Raw genomic sequence first — 20,413 nt, forward strand, 5'->3', positions numbered from 1 at the left:
ATCGGAATATGTCAAAGAAATTCAAGTTAGATCCTGTGGCTGAAGAGAAAATCGAAAGGCTTCTCTCGCAAATGACTTTGGAGGAAAAAATAGGCCAGATGTCTCAGGTTCGCCATTTTGACGACATTAGCCAAGAAGATATCCAAACCAAATTCATAGGCTCGGTCATCCATACTCAGGGACCGGTTCCCGGTAAAAGTGCCGAGGAATGGCAGGAGAAATTTACTGAACTGCAAAAACAAGCTTTATCAACCAGACTTCAAATCCCACTTTTGTTTGGAGTAGATGCGGTTCATGGACAAAACACCTATGAAGGAGCCACAATATTTCCGCATAATATTGGTTTTGGATCAGCTGGAAATCCAGATTTAGTCGAGCAAGCCGCGGCGATTACTGCCATTGAATCAAAAGCCACGGGATTTAATTGGGTTTTTTCTCCCTGTGTGGCCATTCCCATGAATGAAAAATGGGGACGGGTTTACGAGGCTTTTTCTGAAAGTACAGAAATCACCACGAAGCTTACAGAAGCATCGATTAAAGGCCATCAGGAGAAAAGTGGCAATCTGGGAGTGATGGCCACTGCCAAACACTTTATTGGTGATGGAGCGACTGATTTCGGCAAAGAGGGAGGAATTACTTCTCTTAGTCGGGAGGAAATCATTGAGCGCTTACTTCCCCCCTATCAGGCTGCCGTTGATTCTGGAGTTGCCTCGATTATGGTTTCTTTCAATTCGCTGGATGGCCAACCTATGCATGCTCACAAGGAGCTGATTACAGATTTGTTGAAAGTACAGCTGGGGTTTGATGGAATAGTGGTTTCGGATTGGAAGGCTTATTCAAGATTTGGGCAAAATGATATCATCAAGGCTGGAATCGACATGGTTATGGCCGTGGATGGGGATTTGGATGGATTTCAGGAAGGTGTTAAGAATGGGGTTTTGGATGGTTCTATCCCGGAAGAACGAATCAATGATGCCGTCAGAAGAATCCTAAGGCAGAAATTCCGATTTGGACTTTTTGAAAATCCATTCCCAGATAAAAGTTTGATTAACCAGATCGGAATTCCCGAGCATCGGGCAGTTGCTAGACAAGCGGTTCGGGAGTCCTTGGTTCTTTTGAAAAACAAAAATCAAGCTTTACCTCTAAAGCCAAATTCCAAAATAGTGGTTGTAGGTCCTTTTGCGAACAATTCTGGATTACAGTCAGGAGGATGGACAGTCAATTGGCAAGGGACCACAGAAAACTATAAAGGTGCCACCACTTTATTGGAGGGAATCCAAAAGTTTGCTCAAAGTGAAGTGAAATATGATGCTGAGGGTAAGGTGGATATCGAAGATGTGGATGTGGCAGTGATTGTAGTCGGGGAAAATCCATATGCAGAGTTTTTCGGGGATATCGATGGTGAAATGAACCTATTTCAACTGACCCTTACCGAAGAGCACCAAAACTTGATTAATGCTTACTCCGAAAAGGGGATCAAAACAGTAGTAGTCTTGATTTCTGGTAGACCGCTGGTCGTTACTCCACAAATCGAGCAAAGTGATGCTTTTGTAGCTGCTTGGTTACCAGGTTCTGAAGGAGATGGAGTAGCTGAAGTGCTTTTTGGACTATTTGATTTCAAAGGAAAATTACCCCACTCCTGGCCTAAATCTGTAGAAGATTTTCAAGGGAAATTCGGCCCAAACTTTTGGGATGAATCAATTATCCCGCTTTTCCCTTTGGGATTTGGATTGACATATCAAGCAAAAAAATCAAATGAATAGATTATATCACAAAGCCTATATGCTATGAAAATAACTTATTTAAAATCCCTTTTTCTAGGAATGGCCGTATTTGCGGCATTTTCATGCAATGAAAAATCAACTGAAGTGGAATCAACCAAACGTAAAGAAGTGACTGCAAAAGAAATTTTAGGAAATCCAGATTATCAGGCCATCTGTTATGAAGGCTACCGAGAAAAATCCAGAGACATTCAGCCTACCGTCGAACAGCTCAAAGAGGATTTGAGAATTTTATCAGCAATGGATATCAAAATCGTACGGACGTATAATGTTCAGCTCGCCCATGCAGGTACCCTTCTCAAGGCCATTCGAGAAATGAAGGATGAAGATCCGGAGTTTGAAATGTATGTAATGCTGGGTGCATGGATCGATTGTAAAAATGCCTGGACTGAAATGGAGCCTGATCATAATGTAGAAAGCGAACAAAATGAAGGGGAAATCCAGCGGGCTGTGGCATTAATCAATCAGTATCCCGACATCGTCAAAATTCTTGCTGTAGGCAATGAAGCGATGGTCAGATGGGCTACCAGTTATTTTGTACAGCCTTCAGTAATTCTTAAATGGGTAAACTATTTACAGGATATGAAGGCAAATGGTAAGCTGCCAAAAGATCTATGGATTACCAGTTCGGATGATTTTTCATCTTGGGGAGGAGCAGATTCCAGCTATCATACAGAGGACTTAGCCAATTTGGCTCGAGCGGTGGATTATATCTCTATCCATACCTATCCTTACCACAATACTCATTACAATCCGAATTTTTGGAGAGTACCTGTGGAGGAATCCAAACTGACCGAACTGGAAAAAGTAAATGCAGCAATGCTACGAGCCCGTGATTTTGCCAAATCACAATATGACTCTGTGGCCAACTACATGAAAAGTATCGGAGTGGACAAACCTATCCATATTGGTGAAACTGGTTGGGCGAGCGTTTCTGATGGATTCTATGGAGAGGAAGGTTCCCGTGCAGCAGATGAATATAAAGAAGGCCTCTACTACAAACACATGAGAGAATGGACGGATCAGGCAGGAATTTCCATGTTTTATTTTGAAGCATTTAACGAGCAGTGGAAAGATTCAGAAAATCCTGTGGGTTCTGAAAATCACTTTGGCCTCTTTGGACTAAAAGGCGAGGCAAAATTTGCCCTATGGGATTTAGTGGATAAAGGAATTTTTCAAAACCTTACCCGAGACGGGAATCCTATTGTAAAAACCTATAACGGTGACAAAGAGAGTCTTCTAAAGGAAGTCATGGCTCCACCTGCTAAATAGTTTTAAAAATAAATTAACCACCTAACCCTAATAACCATGTCATCAACCACCAAAACTATACCGATGGGCCAAAAAATAGCCTTCGGTGTAGGAATGTTAGCCAATCAGATGTTTCCTGCTTCACTTGGGATTTTTATGGTTGTGCTCGTTCAAAACCTGGGGTTTCCAGGTTGGATGTGGGGAATCGTGTACTTTCTGCCACGTGTCCTCGATGCCGTTACCGACCCAATCATGGGTTTCATTTCGGATAATACCAAATCAGTATGGGGAAGAAGAAGGCAATACGTTTTCCTCGGCGCTATCGTGATGGGAGTCACTTTCTCAGTGATGTGGCAGCTTTATGGGGAAAATAGTGTGAGTTATAACTTCATATATTTCCTTTTGGGCTCTTTTGCCTTCTACATTGGTCTGACCATTTTCAGTGTTCCTTATGTGGCCATGGGCTACGAGATGAGCGAGGATTTCCATGAGAGAACTCAAATCATGGCCATTGCTCAGTGGATTGGGCAATGGGCTTGGGTAATTGCTCCTTGGTTTTGGGTGATTATGTATGAACCAACCTGGTTTCCCAGCCCGGAAGCCGCAACCCGTGAGCTAGCGGTTTGGGTAGGTATAATCTTCGCTTTGTGCGCGATGGTTCCTGCTATTTTTATTCCCAGTAAATCAACCAAGAATGAAAATTTCTCACCCCTGACTTTCAATGCAATTGGAGATAGTTTTGCACAAATTGTCAAAGGTTTTAAAGAGGCCTTTTCTTCAACACCCTTTAGAAAACTTTGTATTTCTACTTTTTTCATCTTTAATGCATTCAATACGGTAGCCGGTTTTGTCTTTTTTATAGTGGTATGGCATCTGTTTAATGGCGATGCAGGAGCGGCAGGCTATTGGACTCCAATATTCGGGAGTGTGGGAGCCTTGGTGACTACGTTTATTGTGATTCCTATTGTGGCAGCAATGTCCAAAAGGATTGGAAAGAAAAATGCCTTCATGGTATCCCAGGGCATCGCTTTAATAGGATATACTTCCTTATGGTTTCTTTTTGTACCCGGCAAGCCATGGTTGTTCATCTTTTCACTTCCATTCCACTCGTTCGGGATCGGTAGTCTTTTTGTCTTGATGATGTCCATGACTGCCGATGTGATCGATCTGGATGAATTGAATTACGGAGTTCGAAGAGAAGGGGTATTTGGTGCTATTTATTGGTATATGGTAAAGTTTGGATTTGCCATCGCCGGAGGTTTGAGTGGGTTGATTTTGACAGTAGTGGGTTTTGATGGCAATGCTGCTGTTCAACCGGAAGGAGCCGTAACTGGCCTCCGTTTGTTCTTCTCAGGGCTACCTATGTTGGGTACGATCGCAGCCATGTATCTCATGCATGATTACGATGTGGATGAAGAAAAAGCCAATCAAATCCGTGCAGAACTTCAAAAGCGTAAACAAGCCAAACTGAATCCAAAACCTTATTATTCCGGATTTATTACTGAAAATTCCATCTCTCTTTCTGAGGTGGACAAGCTTGCGATAGCAAAGCACAAAAGTAGGTTTGAAGGGAAGTCAAATGGAGAAATAAAGGCCATGTTTACAAACACATTCAATGCTGGTTTCCATGGCTTATGCTTTAGCCCCTATTTGGAAGGGCAAAATATCGGAGACACCCTTACTGAAAAGCAGATCAAGCGAAGGTTGGAAATCATTGCTCCCCATACACAATGGGTGCGTTCGTTCTCTTGCACTGATGGGAACGAGATGATCCCCAAATTAGCTCGAGAAAAGGGTTTAAAAACGATGGTCGGCGCCTGGTTGAGTACCGATAAGTCAAAAAATGAAGCAGAAATATCGCAGCTCGTCCGACTCGCAAAAGACGGGTTGGTAGACATTGCCGTTGTCGGTAATGAGGTGATCCTTCGAAATGAACTTTCCAAAGAAGAAGTTCTAAGCTATTTGAAAAGGGTGAAAGAGTTATTGCCCAATGTGCCAGTCAGCTATGTGGATACATACTCCCTTCTTTCTCAGAGTCCGGAGATTATGGCTAATTGTGACTTGATTTTGGTCAATTGCTATCCTTTCTGGGAGGGATGCAGCATTGACCAGGCCCCGATTTACCTGCAAAAAATGTATGAAATAGTCAAAAAAGCCGCAGGAACCAAGGAGGTGATCATTACGGAAACAGGCTGGCCAGACTCAGGGGAAATATTGCAGGAAGCTGTGCCATCTCCTGAAAACACAATGAAATACCTGACCGCTTCCAATGAATGGGCGAAGCAGGAAAATATAGCCTTATTCAATTTTTCTTCCTTCGATGAACCTTGGAAAGTGCACCATGAAGGGGAAGTAGGCCAACGATGGGGAATTTGGGACAAAAACGAGAACTTAAAATATTGATAAAAAATGTCTTTCAACGCGGATAAAATTTTGGCACTTGCCGGAAAAAACCTGAACGGACTCAGTAAACAAGAATTAGCAGAATCCTTTCGTGAATTGCTACAGGATGGCCTGCACGGAATATGCAGCAGTCCCTATGAGGAAGGGCAAAAACCGGGTGATTTGCTTACCGAAAAACAAGTTCGGAGAAGGCTGGAAATCCTCCGGCCCTATACCAAGTGGATTCGTTCTTTTTCCTGTACTGAAGGAAATGAACTCATTCCTATGATCGCTAAAGAAATGGGGATGAAAACCTTGGTGGGTGCATGGCTAGGAAAGGATGACCAAATCAACCGAGCCGAAATTGCGGGATTGATCAAGTTGGCAAAAGAAGGTTACGTGGATATAGCAGCCGTAGGGAACGAGGTTATGTATCGAAAAGATCTTTCAGAGGACCAGCTGGTAGAGTTTATCGAAAAAGTAAAAGAAGAAATTCCAAAAACGCCTGTGGGCTATGTGGATGCCTATTACGAGTTTGAACACCGCCCTAGAATCACCGAGGCTTGCGATTTGATCTTGGCTAATTGCTATCCGTATTGGGAGGGCTGTGTCTTGGATTATTCCCTTTTGTACATCAAGGATATGTATAATCGAGCCTTAAAAGCAGGCAAAGGCAAAAAAGTTATTATCACTGAAACCGGCTGGCCAAGTCAAGGAACACCTTTGTATGGAGCTATTCCTTCAGATGAAAACTTTATGAAATACTTTATCAATATTCAAACCTGGTCAAAACTGGAAGATATTGACATTTTCTACTTTTCTTCCTTTGATGAATCCTGGAAAGTAGGTGCCGAGGGCGATGTTGGGGCTTACTGGGGAATTTGGGATAAGGATGAAAATTTGAAGTATTAAATTTCTATAGACACAAAAAAGGGCCATTGCTGGCCTTTTTTTTATATTCTTTTATCTCATCTTTTCAACTCCCACGTAATAGTCCAAATCCAGTTTTATGTCTGCGCATTCTTTGACTTGTAGCTGAGACCATCGAGTTTTTGCTGAAAGCCTCATTTTTTCACCCCCAATTTCCACATCAACTGGCATAGTGAAACTAGGCAAACAATTAATCCAGCGATAATTCAATGTTTGCTCATCGGAATAATAGTATTCCAAAATCGGAATTCTGACATCTCTTAAATATTGGTCAAAAATTGGAGTTAAATCTATCCCAAATGCTTGGGAAATGTACGATTCAACCTGTTTGGTATTCACAGTTTGGTGGTAAAACTCCTTATTCAGGCCTCGCAGAATCCCTCTCCACTTTTCATCGTCATTTAAAATCTCCCGAAGCATATTCAAAAGGTTCCCCCCCTTGTAATACATATCACCCGAACCGCGCTGATTTACCCCATACTTCCCGATGATTGGAATATCATTGGCGATACTCATGCGGGTTCCTCGCACATATTCCTGACCGGCTTCTTTTCCAAAATGGTAATCCAAATACAAACTTTCCGAATAATTGGTAAAGCTTTCATGGATCCACATATCGGCAACATCGTTGTAGGTGATGTTATTGGCAAACCATTCATGCCCGGATTCATGGATGATGATAAAGTCAAACTTCAAGCCCCAGCCTGTTCCGCTCAAATCACGCCCTCGATAGCCATTTTGGTAGCCATTGCCATAAGTGACTGAGCTTTGATGCTCCATTCCCAGATAAGGTGCTTCGACCAACTTATAGCCGTCCTCATAGAAAGGATATGGCCCAAACCAATGCTCAAAAGCTTGCATCATTCGCTTGGCATCCTGAAATTGAACTTTGGCCTTTTCGAGATTTTCTCTCAAGACAAAGTAATCCATGTCCAATTCCCCTTTTTCTCCGGCATATTTTTCTCCGAAATGAACATAGTCCCCGATATTGATATTTACCCCATAATCATTGATTGGATTGACCACAGACCAATGAAAAGTGTCTGTGGTTGGTCCCCTTTCAATATTGACCAATCGCCCATTGGAGATATCCATCAAGCCTTTTGGAACAGTCACACTGATCTTCAAACTGTCTACCTCATCCGCCGGATGATCCTTTGTTGGCCACCAAACACTCGAGCCTATTCCTTGATTGGAAGAAGCGATGAAGTGCTTGCCATTAGAATCTTTATTCCAGGTAATTCCTCCATCCCAAGGCGGACGAATGGCCTCTTTGGGTTGTCCCTCGTAGGAAATTAATACCTCCTCTACGCTTCCCGGAACTTGCTTTTTCTTTAGCGTAATAAAATGGGCAGCTCCTTCCCTTCTCACTTCCAAAGCTTGACCATCCTGAACGGCTGAAGTAATCTTCAAAGGCTCCTGAAGGTCAATCTGCAGGGTTTGGTTTTCAGTTTTTACCTGATATCGAACGAGATTTGAACCCTTGATCGACTTGGATTCTGGAAAGATTTCCACCTTCAGGTGATAAAACCCCAAATCCCACCAGGCCCTTTCAGGGGTGATACTTCCTCTGAGGGTATCTGCCCGGGTGTAACTTTTTTGGGAAAAACCCTGAGAGGTGAAAAGAAAGAAAAGTAATAATGAAAGCTGTAGTGCTGATCTCATAAAGAGGCTGTGTTTGGATCAAATAACTTTTAACGATTAACCTTTAGCTACACTTACCTTCCGCCTGGAGGGCAATGTTTTTTAAGGTAATCTGTATAAAGTTTTCTCAAATGAGCGGTGGTTCCCTCACCTTCTGTAATTCCATGAGAACGGTTGGGATAAGGCATAAACTGAAACAGCTTTCCATGCTTGATCAATTCATTGATCAACATCTCGGCATTGTCGTAATGCACATTATCATCCCCAGTACCATGGATGTAAAGTAAATTTCCCTGAAGATTTTTAGCATGGGTGATCGGTGATCCAGCAATAAAATCCTCCAGATTTTCCTGAGGAAGTCCCATGTATCGCTCCTGGTAAATATTATCGTAAGTCAGCTGGTAGGCCACAGCCGCCAAAGAAATCCCTGTTTTGTAAATCTCTGGGTATTTAAACATCAGGTTCAAAGTGGCTGATCCTCCCCCACTGTGTCCCCAAACTGCAACTCTTTCTGCGTCTACAAAATCCCATTTGACAATCTGAGCAGCTGCCTCAGCCTGATCAGAAATATTCAAGCGACCGATTTTTCTGTAGATACTCTTTCTCCAGGCTCTTCCTTTTGGAGCTGGTGTTCCTCTATTATCTATCGAAATGTAGATGTATCCATCAGCCGCCATATCGCCCTCATAATTTCGGTTTCTTCCCACGCCGTATGTGTCCTTGACATTAGCTCCCCAAGGTTCTGTGTAGACAAAAAAGACTACCGGATACTTTTTAGAAGGATCAAAATTGTTTGGCTTGATCATCCAGCCATCCATTTCGGTACCGTCTGCAGTGTTGATTTTGAAGAATTCAACAGTTTTAGGCCCTTGATTTTTAGCCAAGTTACTTTCGATGCTGGTAGCTGGATCCAAAGGCTTGTGTTTGGTCAATTCAATCCACTCCATGGAAGGACGGGTGAAGGAATTAGTAAATTGGTGCAATGCAAATTGCCCGGAAGGGGAAATGGAATAGGTATTGGTTCCTTCAAAAAGGAATGGAGTTACCCGTTCCGCTTGGCTTTTTCCATCCAATTTGATTTTGTACAAATATTTCTGGGTAGCATTTTCTGGAGAAGCATGGAAATAAGCAACCTTATTTTTCTCGTCCAGATGAAGTAGGTTGATCACATCATAATTCCCTGGAGTAAGTAGAGTTTCCTTGCCATCCAATCCGATTTTATAGACATGTCTCCAACCGTCTTTTTCGCTGAACCAAAGAAATTCCTTCTTGTCGTTTAGCCATTTGAACTCATGCCTATAGGTTAAACCATAGACATTTTCCCAGTTGGATAGTACATCTATCCAGGTTTCCTCAATTTCCTCAGAAATTACCTTAGCTTCGTTTTGAGGAACATTTACTGCATAGATTTTACTGTGATTCTGCTTGCGATTGAGTTGCTGAACCAAAAGCAAATCAGGATTATTCCACTCCATTCTAGGCAGATAGTGCTGTTGTGGATCCCCGGGGATATTCAACCAAGTAGTTTTTTGGCTTGCCAGATCAATCACCCCAATTCGGGCAGGAGAAGGCGACTCACCTACTTTAGGATACTCCACTGGAACAACCTGAGAATAAACCGAATCCGTAAAATTCATCATGTAATAATCCCGGATTTGATTGGCGTCAATCTGCCAATAAGAAATCTTTTTCCCATCAGGGCTCCATTGAAATCCATCTCTACAGGCAAATTCCTCCTCATAAGCCCAATCGAAGGTTCCATTGATCAGTTTCCGATTTCCATCCTTGGTTAATTGGGTTATTTGACCGCTGGCCAAATTCTCAATATATAAGTTGAATTCGCTTACATAAGCGATTTGAGAAGCGCCCGGTGAGAGTTTTGCAAAACGTAAAGAAGATTCAGGAAGCCCTTTTCCGGCTTGCTTGAGTTCTTTGGTCTGTAGATCTAAAACCCAATAATCTCCCTGGGTATCCAATCTCCAAACTCTTTTGGTATTCGTATAGATCAAAGCTTTTTTACCATCTTGAGAAAAGCTGAAATCTCTAACCACCAGAGGACTTTTTCCAGCTGGAGTCAGATCTGAACTAGAAATAAAGACAGCTGGCTGGTTTGAAGGAAGAGAATAGCGAACGATCTGATTCTTTTCAATTTGGAAGTAAGAATTGCCATCTTTTTCCCAGAGAACTGATTGTCCCGATACATGGACGGAAATCAAAAGCAGGACTACAAAGAGCCACTTAAGGGGGGTATTTTTTCGTAAAATCATGGTAGCAAAATAGGTCTAAAACCTAATAAATCGAAATGAATGATATATACCTCAATTTAAAGGATGGTTGGAAGGGAAACGCTGGCTCCTCCCTTGCGCTTGCTTTCCTCGGCAGCTTCCATAAAGGCATAGATTTCTAAAGTCTCTGCTGCATCCACAGGTGATTTCCCTGACTTGAAAAACTCGGCAATTTTTACAGCCAGAGGTTCGTAGCCTTCATAATTACCCAAAACTAGATTTCCGTCCGAACCAAAAGCCGTTCCTCCATACTCATGCTTTCCGGCTCGCATTCCCCGGAATGTTCCGATTCTTCCGTCTTTCCACTTTCCAACAACCAATTCTTCATCTGGAGAAGTAATCCTACTGACAGACTCACAGCCAGAGCCCATAACGGTGAATAAAATTTCCACTCCATGGATCCCATACCAGAATAAATCGGGATGCCCAGGCTCCAGAGTTGCCGGACTAAATGCATCACATCCCAAAACCTTCCCGATTTTCCCTTCATGTCTCACTGCCTGAGCATTGCTCATATAGCGAAGTGAAGAAGCTGAGAAAATCGGAACCTGATTTTGTTTTGCTTCTTTGTAAATGGTGAGGGTATCTGCAAAACTTGCAGCGACTGGCTTATCAATAAAAAATGGTTTGTTAGCCTGAATCACCTTTCTGGCCTGTTCTAAGCGAGGTTTTCCATCATTAGTCTCCAACAGAACCACGTCAACTTTTGATAAAAGGTCCTCAATCGATTCAGTGATTTCCACTCCAAATTCCTTTACCTGATTGATATAATCTGGAATTCTTTTGTAGCTGGATTCAATATCTCTACTTCCGTAGGGATAAGCTGCGACCACCCGAAAACCAGCTAATTCAGGTCTAGGATTTTCCGAATTAAAAAGTTTGGTAAATGCGGGAGAATGGGAAGTGTCTAGTCCAATGATTCCGATTTTGATAGGATCAGCTTTGGACTTTGCTGATACAGAAAAAGGCAATGTGCCCATACCGGTAACCACTCCAGCGGCCAAACTTTTCTTTATAAATGACCTTCTTTTATAATTCATAAGTAATTGAAATAGAGTTACTAGTAAGTATTCAAGTAAATAATAAATAAAGATTTAAACTTTGAAAAAAATCTTCTTTTGATACAAGAAGTAGAGCAGCAACCAGACCAAGGCTAACGCTCCGAGACTTTCCATGACGGGAAACCAGTCTTCTCCCAAAGGCCTGTAAAGTCCTTCAAATAATAACCTTGCTGTATACCTGAAATTGACAAAGCGATAGATCATGTAAATGGTCAAACTGTTCATCCCAATGACCACAAAGAAGAAAGACCACTTTTTAATTTGTAGGATATCAATAATCCAGAAAAACAGAGCCAGAAATAGAAAAGCAATCCCTCCCGTCAAAAGGATAAAAGAGCTTGTCCACATTCGCTTGAAAATGGGAAAATGAAAATTCCATAGGAGTGCGATCCCAATACAAACCACCCCAACCAAGACTAGGGCTTGCAGCTTTTCCGCTTTGGTCTGAGAGGTTTTTCTTAAAATCTCCCCAGCATAAGCTCCCAATATGGTTAAGCAAATGGCCGGAAATGTGGTCAAGATTCCCAATTCATCAAAAGTCCCTTGAAGTAATCTTCCGGGTAAAAAAGTTCGGTCAAACCAGCCCACCAAATTTCCCTCAAAACTCAGATTTCCAGCTCCAAATCCAGGAACAGGAATTAGAAAGATTGCTGCATAATACGCCAATAAAATCCCTCCGACCCACAAAAGCCTCTTTTGAGCATTAAAATTCAGGTATAAAAAGACAGTCACAAATCCAGCAATTCCAATTCTTCCAAGGACACTTCCCAAACGGATTTGCTCCCAATCGAAAAAGGGGAAAGGTGCATTTTTATCCAGCATTCCCAAGCCAATCAAAATGAGCATCCGAACCAATGCCTTTTTATAGATTATCTTTTTGGATACTTTTTGAGAAATGGCTTTTTCCAAAGAAAAAGGAATGGAAACTCCAGCTACAAAAAGAAAAAGCGGGAAAATGAAATCATAAAAAGTAAACCCAATCCATTCTGGATGTTCAAATTGAAGGGCTAAAGCATCCAGCCAAACCAAGTTAGTTTTCCCTTCAAAACTTCTAAAAAAAGCGTCAGCCCCACAAATCATCAACATATCAAATCCCCTCAAGGCATCTATCGATACCAATCTATTTGAGGGTTCCTGCATCCTGATATCCATGGCTTACAATTTTGGTTCCCAGCCAGCTTGATAAGTTCTTCCCCAAAGTTTCATTGCCTCAGCATCATTTTCAATCCTTCCTGTTTGGGAATTGATCTCAAGAGATCTTCCTGTTCGGTAAGAAATATTGCCTAAATGGCAGAGGAGCACACTTTTCTTGATTTCCGGATAAGGAGAAATCAAGCTTTCCCCATGATCAATTGCATTGATGAAATTGGTAAAATGATCGAAGTCCATGTCAAATCCAGCCCCTCTCTGATCCACTACCGTGTTGGATGTTGGCTCGGCTGACTTGACTAGCTTATTTGAATTGTCAAAAATCTTGTAGGAATTGTTCAGAAGTTCTAAGGTTCCATTTTCTCCATGAAAAGAAACACCAGAACTCATTTCATTGATATCTCTTGCATTGCAACTTCTACCCTCCCACAAAATGGATTTTCCGTCTCCAAAATCATAGCTGGCAATTTGGGTATCCGGAGTCTGCCAATCATCTTGGAAATGATATCTGCCCCCGCTGGAATAGCATTTGGTTGGATAATCCACCTGCAAACCCCAACGGGCTAAATCCAAAAAGTGAACTCCATTATTGACAATTTCACCTGTTCCCCAATGCCAGAACCAGTGCCAATTGTAATGAATTAAGTTGTCCTTAAACTCTGATCTAGGCGCTGGACCTTGCCAAAGTTCGAAATCCAGCCACTCTGGAACAGGGGCTGTTTTTCCGTAGCCAATTGATTTTCGGGTATTGGTATACCATGCTCTGGCGTAATAAACCCTTCCTATTGCCCCAGAATGAAGTTCCTTCATTGCTTCCTGAACTCGTGGCCAGGATCTTCTCTGGTTTCCCATTTGGACCACTTTTCCATACTTCTGAGTGGCTTCAGTTAGCAATTCAGCCTCGGCAGGATTATGCGAACCTGGCTTTTCGATATACACATGTTTTCCGGCTTGCATGGCTAAAAGCGCCGCGGGAGTATGCCAATGATCTGGCATGGCTATAGTCACCGCATCCAAAGATTTATCTTCCAGAGCTTTTCGGAAATCTTTTAATCCGACTGGTGGTTTTGGACTTCCTGACTTCAGCGCCAAAGAAATCCCGTTTTCCAAAGCCCTTGAATCCACATCGCAGATGTATGCAATTTCTACATTTGGAATTTTTGCCAAAGCCTGGATATGCTGACTTCCCCTGCTATTGACTCCAATCACAGCCAATCTGTATTTTTCTTTCAAGGGGTAAGAAGAAAGAATATTGAAAGAAAAAGCTGGACTTAAGGCCCCTAATCCTAAGGTGCTTGTTCCTGCTGCTTTGAGGAAATTTCTGCGGTTAAATTTACTGGACATGTTATGGGTTTATGACATTTGACTATAGACTTCCCTGCGATTTTGAAAGGTTTTCAAAATCTCCAATTCTGAATTTTCATTCATTTGTGCGATTACCAAATCCGGAGAGGTTTGAGGATTCCATAAATAGGAATTCTTCTGAACTACCTGATGAGGGATCAAGGAGGCCATTTTCCAAGCCTCGGAAACACTAGCTAATTGATTTCTAATTAGAAAATTCACTCCCTGAAGCAAGTTCAACGCTGAACCGGCAAGGGTCTGAGAGTTTTCCCGAAGATGGAGCTTGCCTTCGGAAGTGAGCCTTACTTTTCCACCAACTGGGGTTTCATAATCTCCGGGCTCCATCCCTGCTAAGGCAACAGAATCGCTTACCAAAAGCAGTTTATCTCCTTTTACTTTTTTGAAAACCTGGATTACTTCCTTGGGGAGATGAAACCCATCGGCAATAATAGATGTAGCTAAGCCGTCCTCTGCCAATTGGGACCAGAGGTAATTTGGGTGTCTTGGAAGCATTCCATGAGCCCCATTTCCCAAGTGAGTAGAAAGAGTCGCTCCGGCTTTTACGGCTTCTTGAATTTGAATTTGGTTGGCATTGGTATGACCGATAGAAACCAAGACCCCTGAATCCACACATTTTTCAATAAAAGAAGCACTTCCCACCCATTCAGGAGACAGGGTAATCAACTTGATATTTCCTTCTGCAGCATCTTGAAATTTTTGAAAAAGTGACCAATCCGGAGCTTGGACAAATTCCTTAAAATGAGCCCCTCTTGGACCTTCCTCAGAAGAAATGAAAGGCCCTTCCAAATGAATTCCTTGGATGCTTTCTTTGGCTTCCTGATCGGAATGAATCAATTGGATTATCTGCTTTAGTAGCTTGATAAGCATCTCAGAACTATTGGTAATCACTGTTGGAAAGTGATAGCAACCCCCTTTTTCTCTGAGAATTCTGGAGATTTGACCCAAATCCAAAAAGTTATTTTGCAGACTATTGTAATCAAATCCTCCGTAACCATTTACCTGAATATCAAAGAATCCGGGACCAAACCATCGATCAGTCTCCAATGATTCTTTCAGAAGAATCACATCCTGAATCTTATTATCCGAGATGACAAGCTCATAGGACAAGTCATCGAATATAGATTTTGCAATTACCTTTTCCATGACCTGATCTGATGTCCGTAAACTGCATAAAAGACCAAGTACAAATAGCAAGGAAACAACACCCAGTAGGCCAATCTTACGGAATACAAATCAGCAAAATAGCCGTAGAGCATAGGCATAATCGCATTTCCGCAAAGGCCCATAATCATCAGAGAAGCTCCCAATTTGGTAAAACGACCCAATCCATCCAGAGCCAATGGCCAAATCCCCGCCCAGACCAAGGAATTGGCTAAGCCGAGCAATACCACAAAAAGTATGGATATGTCCACAGTCATCCCCCAGAATTGAATTGGGCCTTCGGCAAAGACAATAAACAAGGTCAAAATGGTACCCAAAAGCGTACAAATCCTCAAAACATTGACTTGGGAGATCACCTTAGGAATCAGTGAAATCCCAATCAAATAACCCAAAATGGTAAAGGCCAAGGTAAATGATGGAAATACTTTAGCATCCAACAAGCTAATCCCAAAAGAATTTGCATAAGGTATCACGGTGTCAATTGCTATCACCTGAGTTCCGACGTGAAGGAATATTGCGATTGCTCCCAAAATCAAATGAGGAAACTGGAAGATTGAAGTTTTACCTGAATTTGCGACAGCAACCTCCGCCGACTCATGCTCCGTGTCGATTTCAGGAAGCGGCGAAAACCTTACAAAAATTCCCAAACCGAACAGCACGGTTCCAACAATTGTATATGGGGTAATTACCCGTTGGATCAATTCGGTCAAGGCCTCATCTTTAGCCTCTGGACTCATCAAATCCAATTGCTGAAAAAGTTCATTGTCTCCTACCCTTAGTACCACTGCAGCAAAGAGGATCGGCGCCAAAATCCCGGCTCCTTTATTGAAAATCCCCATGATGCTAATCCGCTGTGCAGCCCTTTCTTTAGGGCCTAAAACAGTCACATAAGGATTAGCTGCTGTCTGCAAAACTGCCAATCCAGTGCCTAATGTGAATAAACCCAAGAGAAAGAGCTCATAAGTTCTTGACATTGCAGCAGGGACAAATAGAAATGCCCCAATTGCCATGGCGAAAAATCCATACATCATCCCTTTTTTAAAGCCAACCGACTTCAACAAATAAGATGAGGGAACAGACATCACCAAATAGGAAATGTAAAAAGCGAATGCAACTAGGTATGAATCAAAATTGCTTAGTGTAAAAGCTATTTTGAAGTAAGGAATCAATATGGCATTGACCCATGAAACAAAACCAAAAATGAAAAAAAGCATACCGATGATTCCTATCGAAATCCAGGTATCTCTGGAACTAAGCGATTCCGCTTTAACGGCTGCTGGGCTTTGAGCCATAGGCTAGGTTGGGTTGGTGATAATGGGTTTATCCAAATTCTACATTTGGAATTTCTATAAATACCAAATTTTACCTTATCAAAACAAGAGCTTTCCTATGAATTAGCAGAAAGTAGGGATGAAGAGTCTTGGTCTAAAAAAATTTGACAGGCTGGATGAGATTGTAAAATTGAAGCTGGATGCCAAACGCTTATTTCTCCTTCCAGACAATCTTTAACAGCCTTGGCTTTTCTCAAATCTGGAACAGAACAGATAATGGATTTTGACTTGAGAATCTGCTTGATTGACATGGAAATGGCTTTTTTGGGAACTGAGTCCATATTAGGAAACCATCCCTCCCCTAATTGCTGGGCTCTGCAAGCTTCATCTAGTTCCACTACCAGATAAGGGACTTCAGTTTCAAAGTTTGCTGGTGGATCATTAAAGGCCAAATGCCCATTTTCCCCAATCCCAACAAAAGCCACATCAATTGGATGATTTTGAATTAATTGAGATAGACGCTCGCATTCTTTCTCAGGATCATTTTCTCCATCGATTAAATGATAAGCTTTTAATTCTACCAAGTTGAAGAATCGCTCTTTTAGATACTTTCTAAAACTTGCGGGATGAGTTATTGGAAGTCCAATGTACTCATCCAGATGAAATACAGTAACCTTTCTCCAATCAATGTCCTTTTCTTCCAGAAGTTGCTTTAAAGTCTCAAATTGGCTGGTTCCTGTTGCCAAAATCAAGTTTGCATATCCCTGAGATGCCAAAGCTTTTCTAATCAAATCTGCACCAATCTTTCCGGCAAGTTTTCCAAGTTCTTTGGGATTTGGACTAATGGAGATATTCATAGGCTAGGTTGGGTTTAAAGTAATTTTTGGATCTGTTGAAAGATCAGGATTCTCCAAATTTCTAACAAGGTCTTTTTTCTAAACTCCAAAGGAAATTTTTCAATGTGCTCAATGATTTAAATCTATTCCTTTGGTATAGCCTAAAGATTTGTAAATTATTCAATCAACCAACCACCTTATTTCATGAAAAGCCTTTTTAAAGTGAGTATGGCATTTTTATGCCTCTACTCCTTCACTTCAGAGCTAATTATCGCTCAGCAACTCCCCGTCGACACAGCTTACTTCAGCAGTTTCAAATGGAGAAATATTGGTCCCCTAAGAGGCGGGCGTTCCTTGGGAAGCACAGGAAGTCCCAGCAGACCCAATGAATATTATTTCGGAGCCACTGGAGGAGGATTATGGAAAACCATAGACGGAGGCAATGAATGGTTCCCTGTTACAGATGGTCAAATCTCCTCCTCCAGTATTGGAGCTGTTGCAGTAGCTGAATCCAATCCCGATGTGGTATATATCGGAGGTGGTGAAACACAACTTCGAGGAAGCATAACCCAAGGCGATGGAGTCTATAAATCAACCGATGCCGGAAAAACTTGGAAGCATATGGGTCTGAAGGAAACCCAAGCTATTTCCAGAATCCGAATCCATCCGGAAAATGAGAATTTGGTTTATGTGGCTGCTCTTGGCCATCCTTATGGAGAGAATGAAGAAAGAGGAGTTTTCCGATCCAAGGACGGAGGAGAAACTTGGGAAAAAGTATTGTACGTCAGTGATAAAGCCGGCGCAGCAGATTTGATCATCGACCGAACCAACCCAAAAATAATCTATGCATCAACTTGGCAGGTCTATAGAAAAGCATGGAAAATGTGGGGAGGCGGACCAGACAGTAAATTATGGAAATCCACAGATGGTGGGGATACTTGGAAGGATTTAACTTCAAATCCGGGAATGCCAGAAGGGCCAATTGGAAAAATTGGAGTAACAGTTTCTCCCGCAAATCCACAGCGAGTTTGGGCAATTGTAGAAGCCAATGAGGGTGGAGTTTTCCGCTCGGATGATGGCGGTTCGACATGGGAAAAAGTAAATAACGAGAGAAAGCTTAGGCAGCGAGCATTTTACTATTCCAGAATCTATGCTGACCCTAAAGATCCAAATACTGTTTATGGATTAAATGTAGATTTCTGGAAATCTACCGATGGAGGAAAGACTTTTGATAAGGAAATCCAAGTCCCTCATGGAGACAATCATGACCTCTGGATCGATCCAAATAACCCTTTGAGAATGATCAGTTCCAATGACGGAGGAGGAATAGTAAGTATCAATGGAGGAGAAACCTGGACTGAGGAAGATTACTCGACGTCCCAGTTTTACCATGTCATGACCACCTCAGATGTTCCCTACCATGTGGCAGGAGCACAACAGGATAACACTACCTTGGCTATGCCCAGTGAAGGTTGGGATCATATGCTTGCGCGGGGACCGGGCCATGGATGGCAATACGATGTAGGTGGTGGAGAAAGTGGATGGATCACCCAAAGTCCTACAGATCCGGATATTTTTTATGCAGGAAGTCAGGGAGCCTTATTAACACGATACAATAGAAAGACAGGACAGATCAGAGACATTCAGGTGTATCCTAGATTTTTCTCAGGAGAACCTGCATCAGCCCTTCCAGAAAGATGGCAATGGACTTTCCCAATCATGTTTTCCCCTATTGATCCAAAAATCATGTATACCACTTCTCAGCATGTTTGGAAGACTACGAATGACGGACAAACCTGGGAAAAAATCAGTCCAGATTTAACCTATGCCGATCCTGAAACTTTAGGTAAATCCGGTGGAATCATCACTATGGACATGAATGGACCGGAAATCTATGCAACCGTTTTTGCCTTAGCTCCATCCAATCATGATGTCAATACCATTTGGGCGGGTTCGGACGACGGAAAAGTCCATATCACTCAAGATGGAGGTAAAAACTGGGTGGATATCACTCCAGCCGAACTTCCAAAGTTTTCAAGAATCAGCATCATTGAGGAAAGTAAATTCAATCCGGGCACACTTTATTTAGCTGCAAACCGCTATCAGGTAGATGACCGTCAGCCTTATGTTTTCAAGACTTCTGACTATGGAAAGACTTGGACCAAAATCATCAATGGAATTACTGACGGGCATTTTGCCAGAGCAATTCGGGAGGATTTGGTGAAAAAGGGACTGCTCTATTTGGCAACCGAACATGGAGTTTACATTTCCTTTAATGACGGAGCTAATTGGCAATCACTTCAATTAAACCTTCCAGACACTCCGATTAGGGATTTGGTTTTGAAAAACGACGATGTGGTTTTAGGCTCCCATGGACGTGGATTTTGGATATTGGATGATATCCGCCCACTGCGAGATGCCCAAGAAGCTTTAGCCCAAAAAGAGTTAATGCTCTTTGAACCTGCAAATCCAATTAGAGGGGTATATGATGCAGCAATTCAATATTACCTTCCTGAAGAGGCGGATGAAGTGCTCATTGAGATTTCTGACAAATCAGGAAATTTGGTTGCTCAGCATACCGGTAAAAAAGACGATAAGAAAAGAAACAGCCCTGGTACAAAAGCCGGCATCAATACCTTTACTTGGGACATGCGCTATCCCGGAGCCACTGTTTTTGACGGAATGATCATTTGGAGTGCAAGGCCTCAGCGTGGTCCGTTGGCTCCAATTGGAGAATATCAGGTAAAGGTTAGAGCCTTAGGAAAAGAGGAGAGCTCAAGCTTCAAACTGGAAATGGATCCAAATCTAAAAGGCGTGACCAAAGAAGATATCCAAAAACAATTTGATCTGGCCATTCAAATTCGGGACAAAGTTTCTGAGGCAAATGAGGCTGTGATCTTAATTCGGGAGATTAAATCTCAGGCGGATTCGATCAAATTAAAATCAAATAGCGCTACAATTAAGCGTATTGATGCTCTGGTTGCTAAGCTTGAAGTGGTAGAAGAAAATCTCTATCAGGTAAGAAATCAGAGTCCGCAGGATCCTTTGAATTTCCCAATCAAATTGAATAACCGTTTGGCTTCCCTTCAGCGAAGTGTGGAAACTGGGCAAGCCCGGCCAACGGATGCAGCCTATGTGGTCTTTGATGAATTATCCAAGGAATTGGAAGGGCATTTGGCAGAGTTGAATCAAATAATACAAACTGATTTAAAGCGTGTAAATGCGACTTTACCCCAGAAAATCGTATTGGAGAAAAAGTAATCCAATTGATTTCAAAAATTTCAAAACCCCAAAAGT

General features: G+C 42.1%; 13 protein-coding genes. 5 read left to right on the forward strand and 8 right to left on the reverse strand.

Translation table 11 applies throughout. From position 1 onward, the window contains the following. Positions 1-8 precede the first annotated feature (8 nt). Genes DFQ04_RS04220 through DFQ04_RS04235 form a run of 4 tightly spaced genes read left to right on the forward strand, consistent with a single transcriptional unit; the run spans position 9 to position 6,326 of the window. Positions 9-1,763: a glycoside hydrolase family 3 protein gene (locus tag DFQ04_RS04220; protein WP_133552994.1), complete on the forward strand. Its 1,755-nt coding sequence runs from the start codon at positions 9-11 to the stop codon at positions 1,761-1,763. Positions 1,764-1,787: 24 nt separating this feature from the next. Continuing rightward, positions 1,788-3,053 carry a glycosyl hydrolase family 17 protein gene (locus DFQ04_RS04225; protein ID WP_208110501.1) on the forward strand — a complete coding sequence of 422 codons (1,266 nt, stop codon included), beginning with the start codon at positions 1,788-1,790 and terminating at the stop codon, positions 3,051-3,053. A 36-nt stretch (positions 3,054-3,089) separates the two neighbouring features. Next, entirely contained in the window at positions 3,090-5,435 is a 2,346-nt protein-coding gene (locus DFQ04_RS04230; protein ID WP_243739630.1) for an MFS transporter, read from the forward strand. Between the two features lie 6 nt (positions 5,436-5,441). Then, positions 5,442-6,326: a glycoside hydrolase family 17 protein gene (locus DFQ04_RS04235; protein ID WP_133552996.1), complete on the forward strand. Its 885-nt coding sequence runs from the start codon at positions 5,442-5,444 to the stop codon at positions 6,324-6,326. Positions 6,327-6,377: 51 nt separating this feature from the next. Here DFQ04_RS04235 and DFQ04_RS04240 read toward each other — a convergent pair whose 3' ends face one another. The 8 genes from DFQ04_RS04240 to DFQ04_RS04275 all read right to left on the reverse strand — a co-directional run bounded on the left by DFQ04_RS04240 (position 6,378) and on the right by DFQ04_RS04275 (position 17,137). Beyond that, the gene (locus tag DFQ04_RS04240; RefSeq protein WP_133552998.1) at positions 6,378-8,009 is read right to left on the reverse strand and encodes a M1 family metallopeptidase; all 1,632 of its coding nucleotides are present in this window, start codon (positions 8,007-8,009) and stop codon (positions 6,378-6,380) included. 53 nt (positions 8,010-8,062) lie between these two features. Beyond that, positions 8,063-10,255, reverse strand: a complete 2,193-nt coding sequence (locus DFQ04_RS04245; protein ID WP_133553000.1) for a S9 family peptidase — start codon at positions 10,253-10,255, stop codon at positions 8,063-8,065. Between the two features lie 56 nt (positions 10,256-10,311). Further along, positions 10,312-11,313 (reverse strand): Gfo/Idh/MocA family protein, encoded by a 1,002-nt coding sequence (locus tag DFQ04_RS04250; protein WP_133553001.1) that lies wholly within the window; start codon positions 11,311-11,313, stop codon positions 10,312-10,314. Between the two features lie 54 nt (positions 11,314-11,367). After that, on the reverse strand, positions 11,368-12,486 hold the full coding sequence (locus tag DFQ04_RS04255; protein ID WP_133553003.1) for an acyltransferase family protein: 1,119 nt from the start codon (positions 12,484-12,486) through the stop codon (positions 11,368-11,370). 3 nt (positions 12,487-12,489) lie between these two features. Next, entirely contained in the window at positions 12,490-13,827 is a 1,338-nt protein-coding gene (locus DFQ04_RS04260; protein WP_133553005.1) for a Gfo/Idh/MocA family protein, read from the reverse strand. Between the two features lie 9 nt (positions 13,828-13,836). Then, positions 13,837-14,991, reverse strand: coding sequence for an N-acetylglucosamine-6-phosphate deacetylase (locus DFQ04_RS04265; RefSeq protein WP_133553007.1), 1,155 nt, complete (start codon positions 14,989-14,991; stop codon positions 13,837-13,839). After that, positions 14,979-16,301: a sugar MFS transporter gene (locus DFQ04_RS04270; protein ID WP_133553009.1), complete on the reverse strand. Its 1,323-nt coding sequence runs from the start codon at positions 16,299-16,301 to the stop codon at positions 14,979-14,981. The genes DFQ04_RS04265 and DFQ04_RS04270 overlap by 13 nt, the downstream gene beginning before the upstream one ends. 95 nt (positions 16,302-16,396) lie before the next feature. Further along, positions 16,397-17,137 carry a glucosamine-6-phosphate deaminase gene (locus DFQ04_RS04275; protein WP_133553011.1) on the reverse strand — a complete coding sequence of 247 codons (741 nt, stop codon included), beginning with the start codon at positions 17,135-17,137 and terminating at the stop codon, positions 16,397-16,399. 183 nt (positions 17,138-17,320) lie between these two features. On the opposite strand from DFQ04_RS04275, the gene DFQ04_RS04280 reads away from it, so the two are divergent. After that, complete coding sequence (locus DFQ04_RS04280) at positions 17,321-20,377, forward strand: VPS10 domain-containing protein (RefSeq protein WP_133553013.1); 3,057 nt, start codon at positions 17,321-17,323, stop codon at positions 20,375-20,377. The last annotated feature ends 36 nt before the right edge of the window (positions 20,378-20,413 follow it).

Source organism: Algoriphagus boseongensis (genome assembly GCF_004362805.1).
In the GTDB taxonomy this organism is placed as follows: Bacteria; Bacteroidota; Bacteroidia; order Cytophagales; family Cyclobacteriaceae; genus Algoriphagus; species Algoriphagus boseongensis.

Coding starts and splice junctions, on each gene's coding strand:
- DFQ04_RS04220 (WP_133552994.1), top strand. CDS start 9: ATGTCAAAGAAATTCAAGTTAGATCCTGTGGCTGAAGAGAAAATCGAA.
- DFQ04_RS04225 (WP_208110501.1), top strand. CDS start 1,788: ATGAAAATAACTTATTTAAAATCCCTTTTTCTAGGAATGGCCGTATTT.
- DFQ04_RS04230 (WP_243739630.1), top strand. CDS start 3,090: ATGTCATCAACCACCAAAACTATACCGATGGGCCAAAAAATAGCCTTC.
- DFQ04_RS04235 (WP_133552996.1), top strand. CDS start 5,442: ATGTCTTTCAACGCGGATAAAATTTTGGCACTTGCCGGAAAAAACCTG.
- DFQ04_RS04240 (WP_133552998.1), bottom strand. CDS start 8,009: ATGAGATCAGCACTACAGCTTTCATTATTACTTTTCTTTCTTTTCACC.
- DFQ04_RS04245 (WP_133553000.1), bottom strand. CDS start 10,255: ATGATTTTACGAAAAAATACCCCCCTTAAGTGGCTCTTTGTAGTCCTG.
- DFQ04_RS04250 (WP_133553001.1), bottom strand. CDS start 11,313: ATGAATTATAAAAGAAGGTCATTTATAAAGAAAAGTTTGGCCGCTGGA.
- DFQ04_RS04255 (WP_133553003.1), bottom strand. CDS start 12,486: ATGGATATCAGGATGCAGGAACCCTCAAATAGATTGGTATCGATAGAT.
- DFQ04_RS04260 (WP_133553005.1), bottom strand. CDS start 13,827: ATGTCCAGTAAATTTAACCGCAGAAATTTCCTCAAAGCAGCAGGAACA.
- DFQ04_RS04265 (WP_133553007.1), bottom strand. CDS start 14,991: ATGGAAAAGGTAATTGCAAAATCTATATTCGATGACTTGTCCTATGAG.
- DFQ04_RS04270 (WP_133553009.1), bottom strand. CDS start 16,301: ATGGCTCAAAGCCCAGCAGCCGTTAAAGCGGAATCGCTTAGTTCCAGA.
- DFQ04_RS04275 (WP_133553011.1), bottom strand. CDS start 17,137: ATGAATATCTCCATTAGTCCAAATCCCAAAGAACTTGGAAAACTTGCC.
- DFQ04_RS04280 (WP_133553013.1), top strand. CDS start 17,321: ATGAAAAGCCTTTTTAAAGTGAGTATGGCATTTTTATGCCTCTACTCC.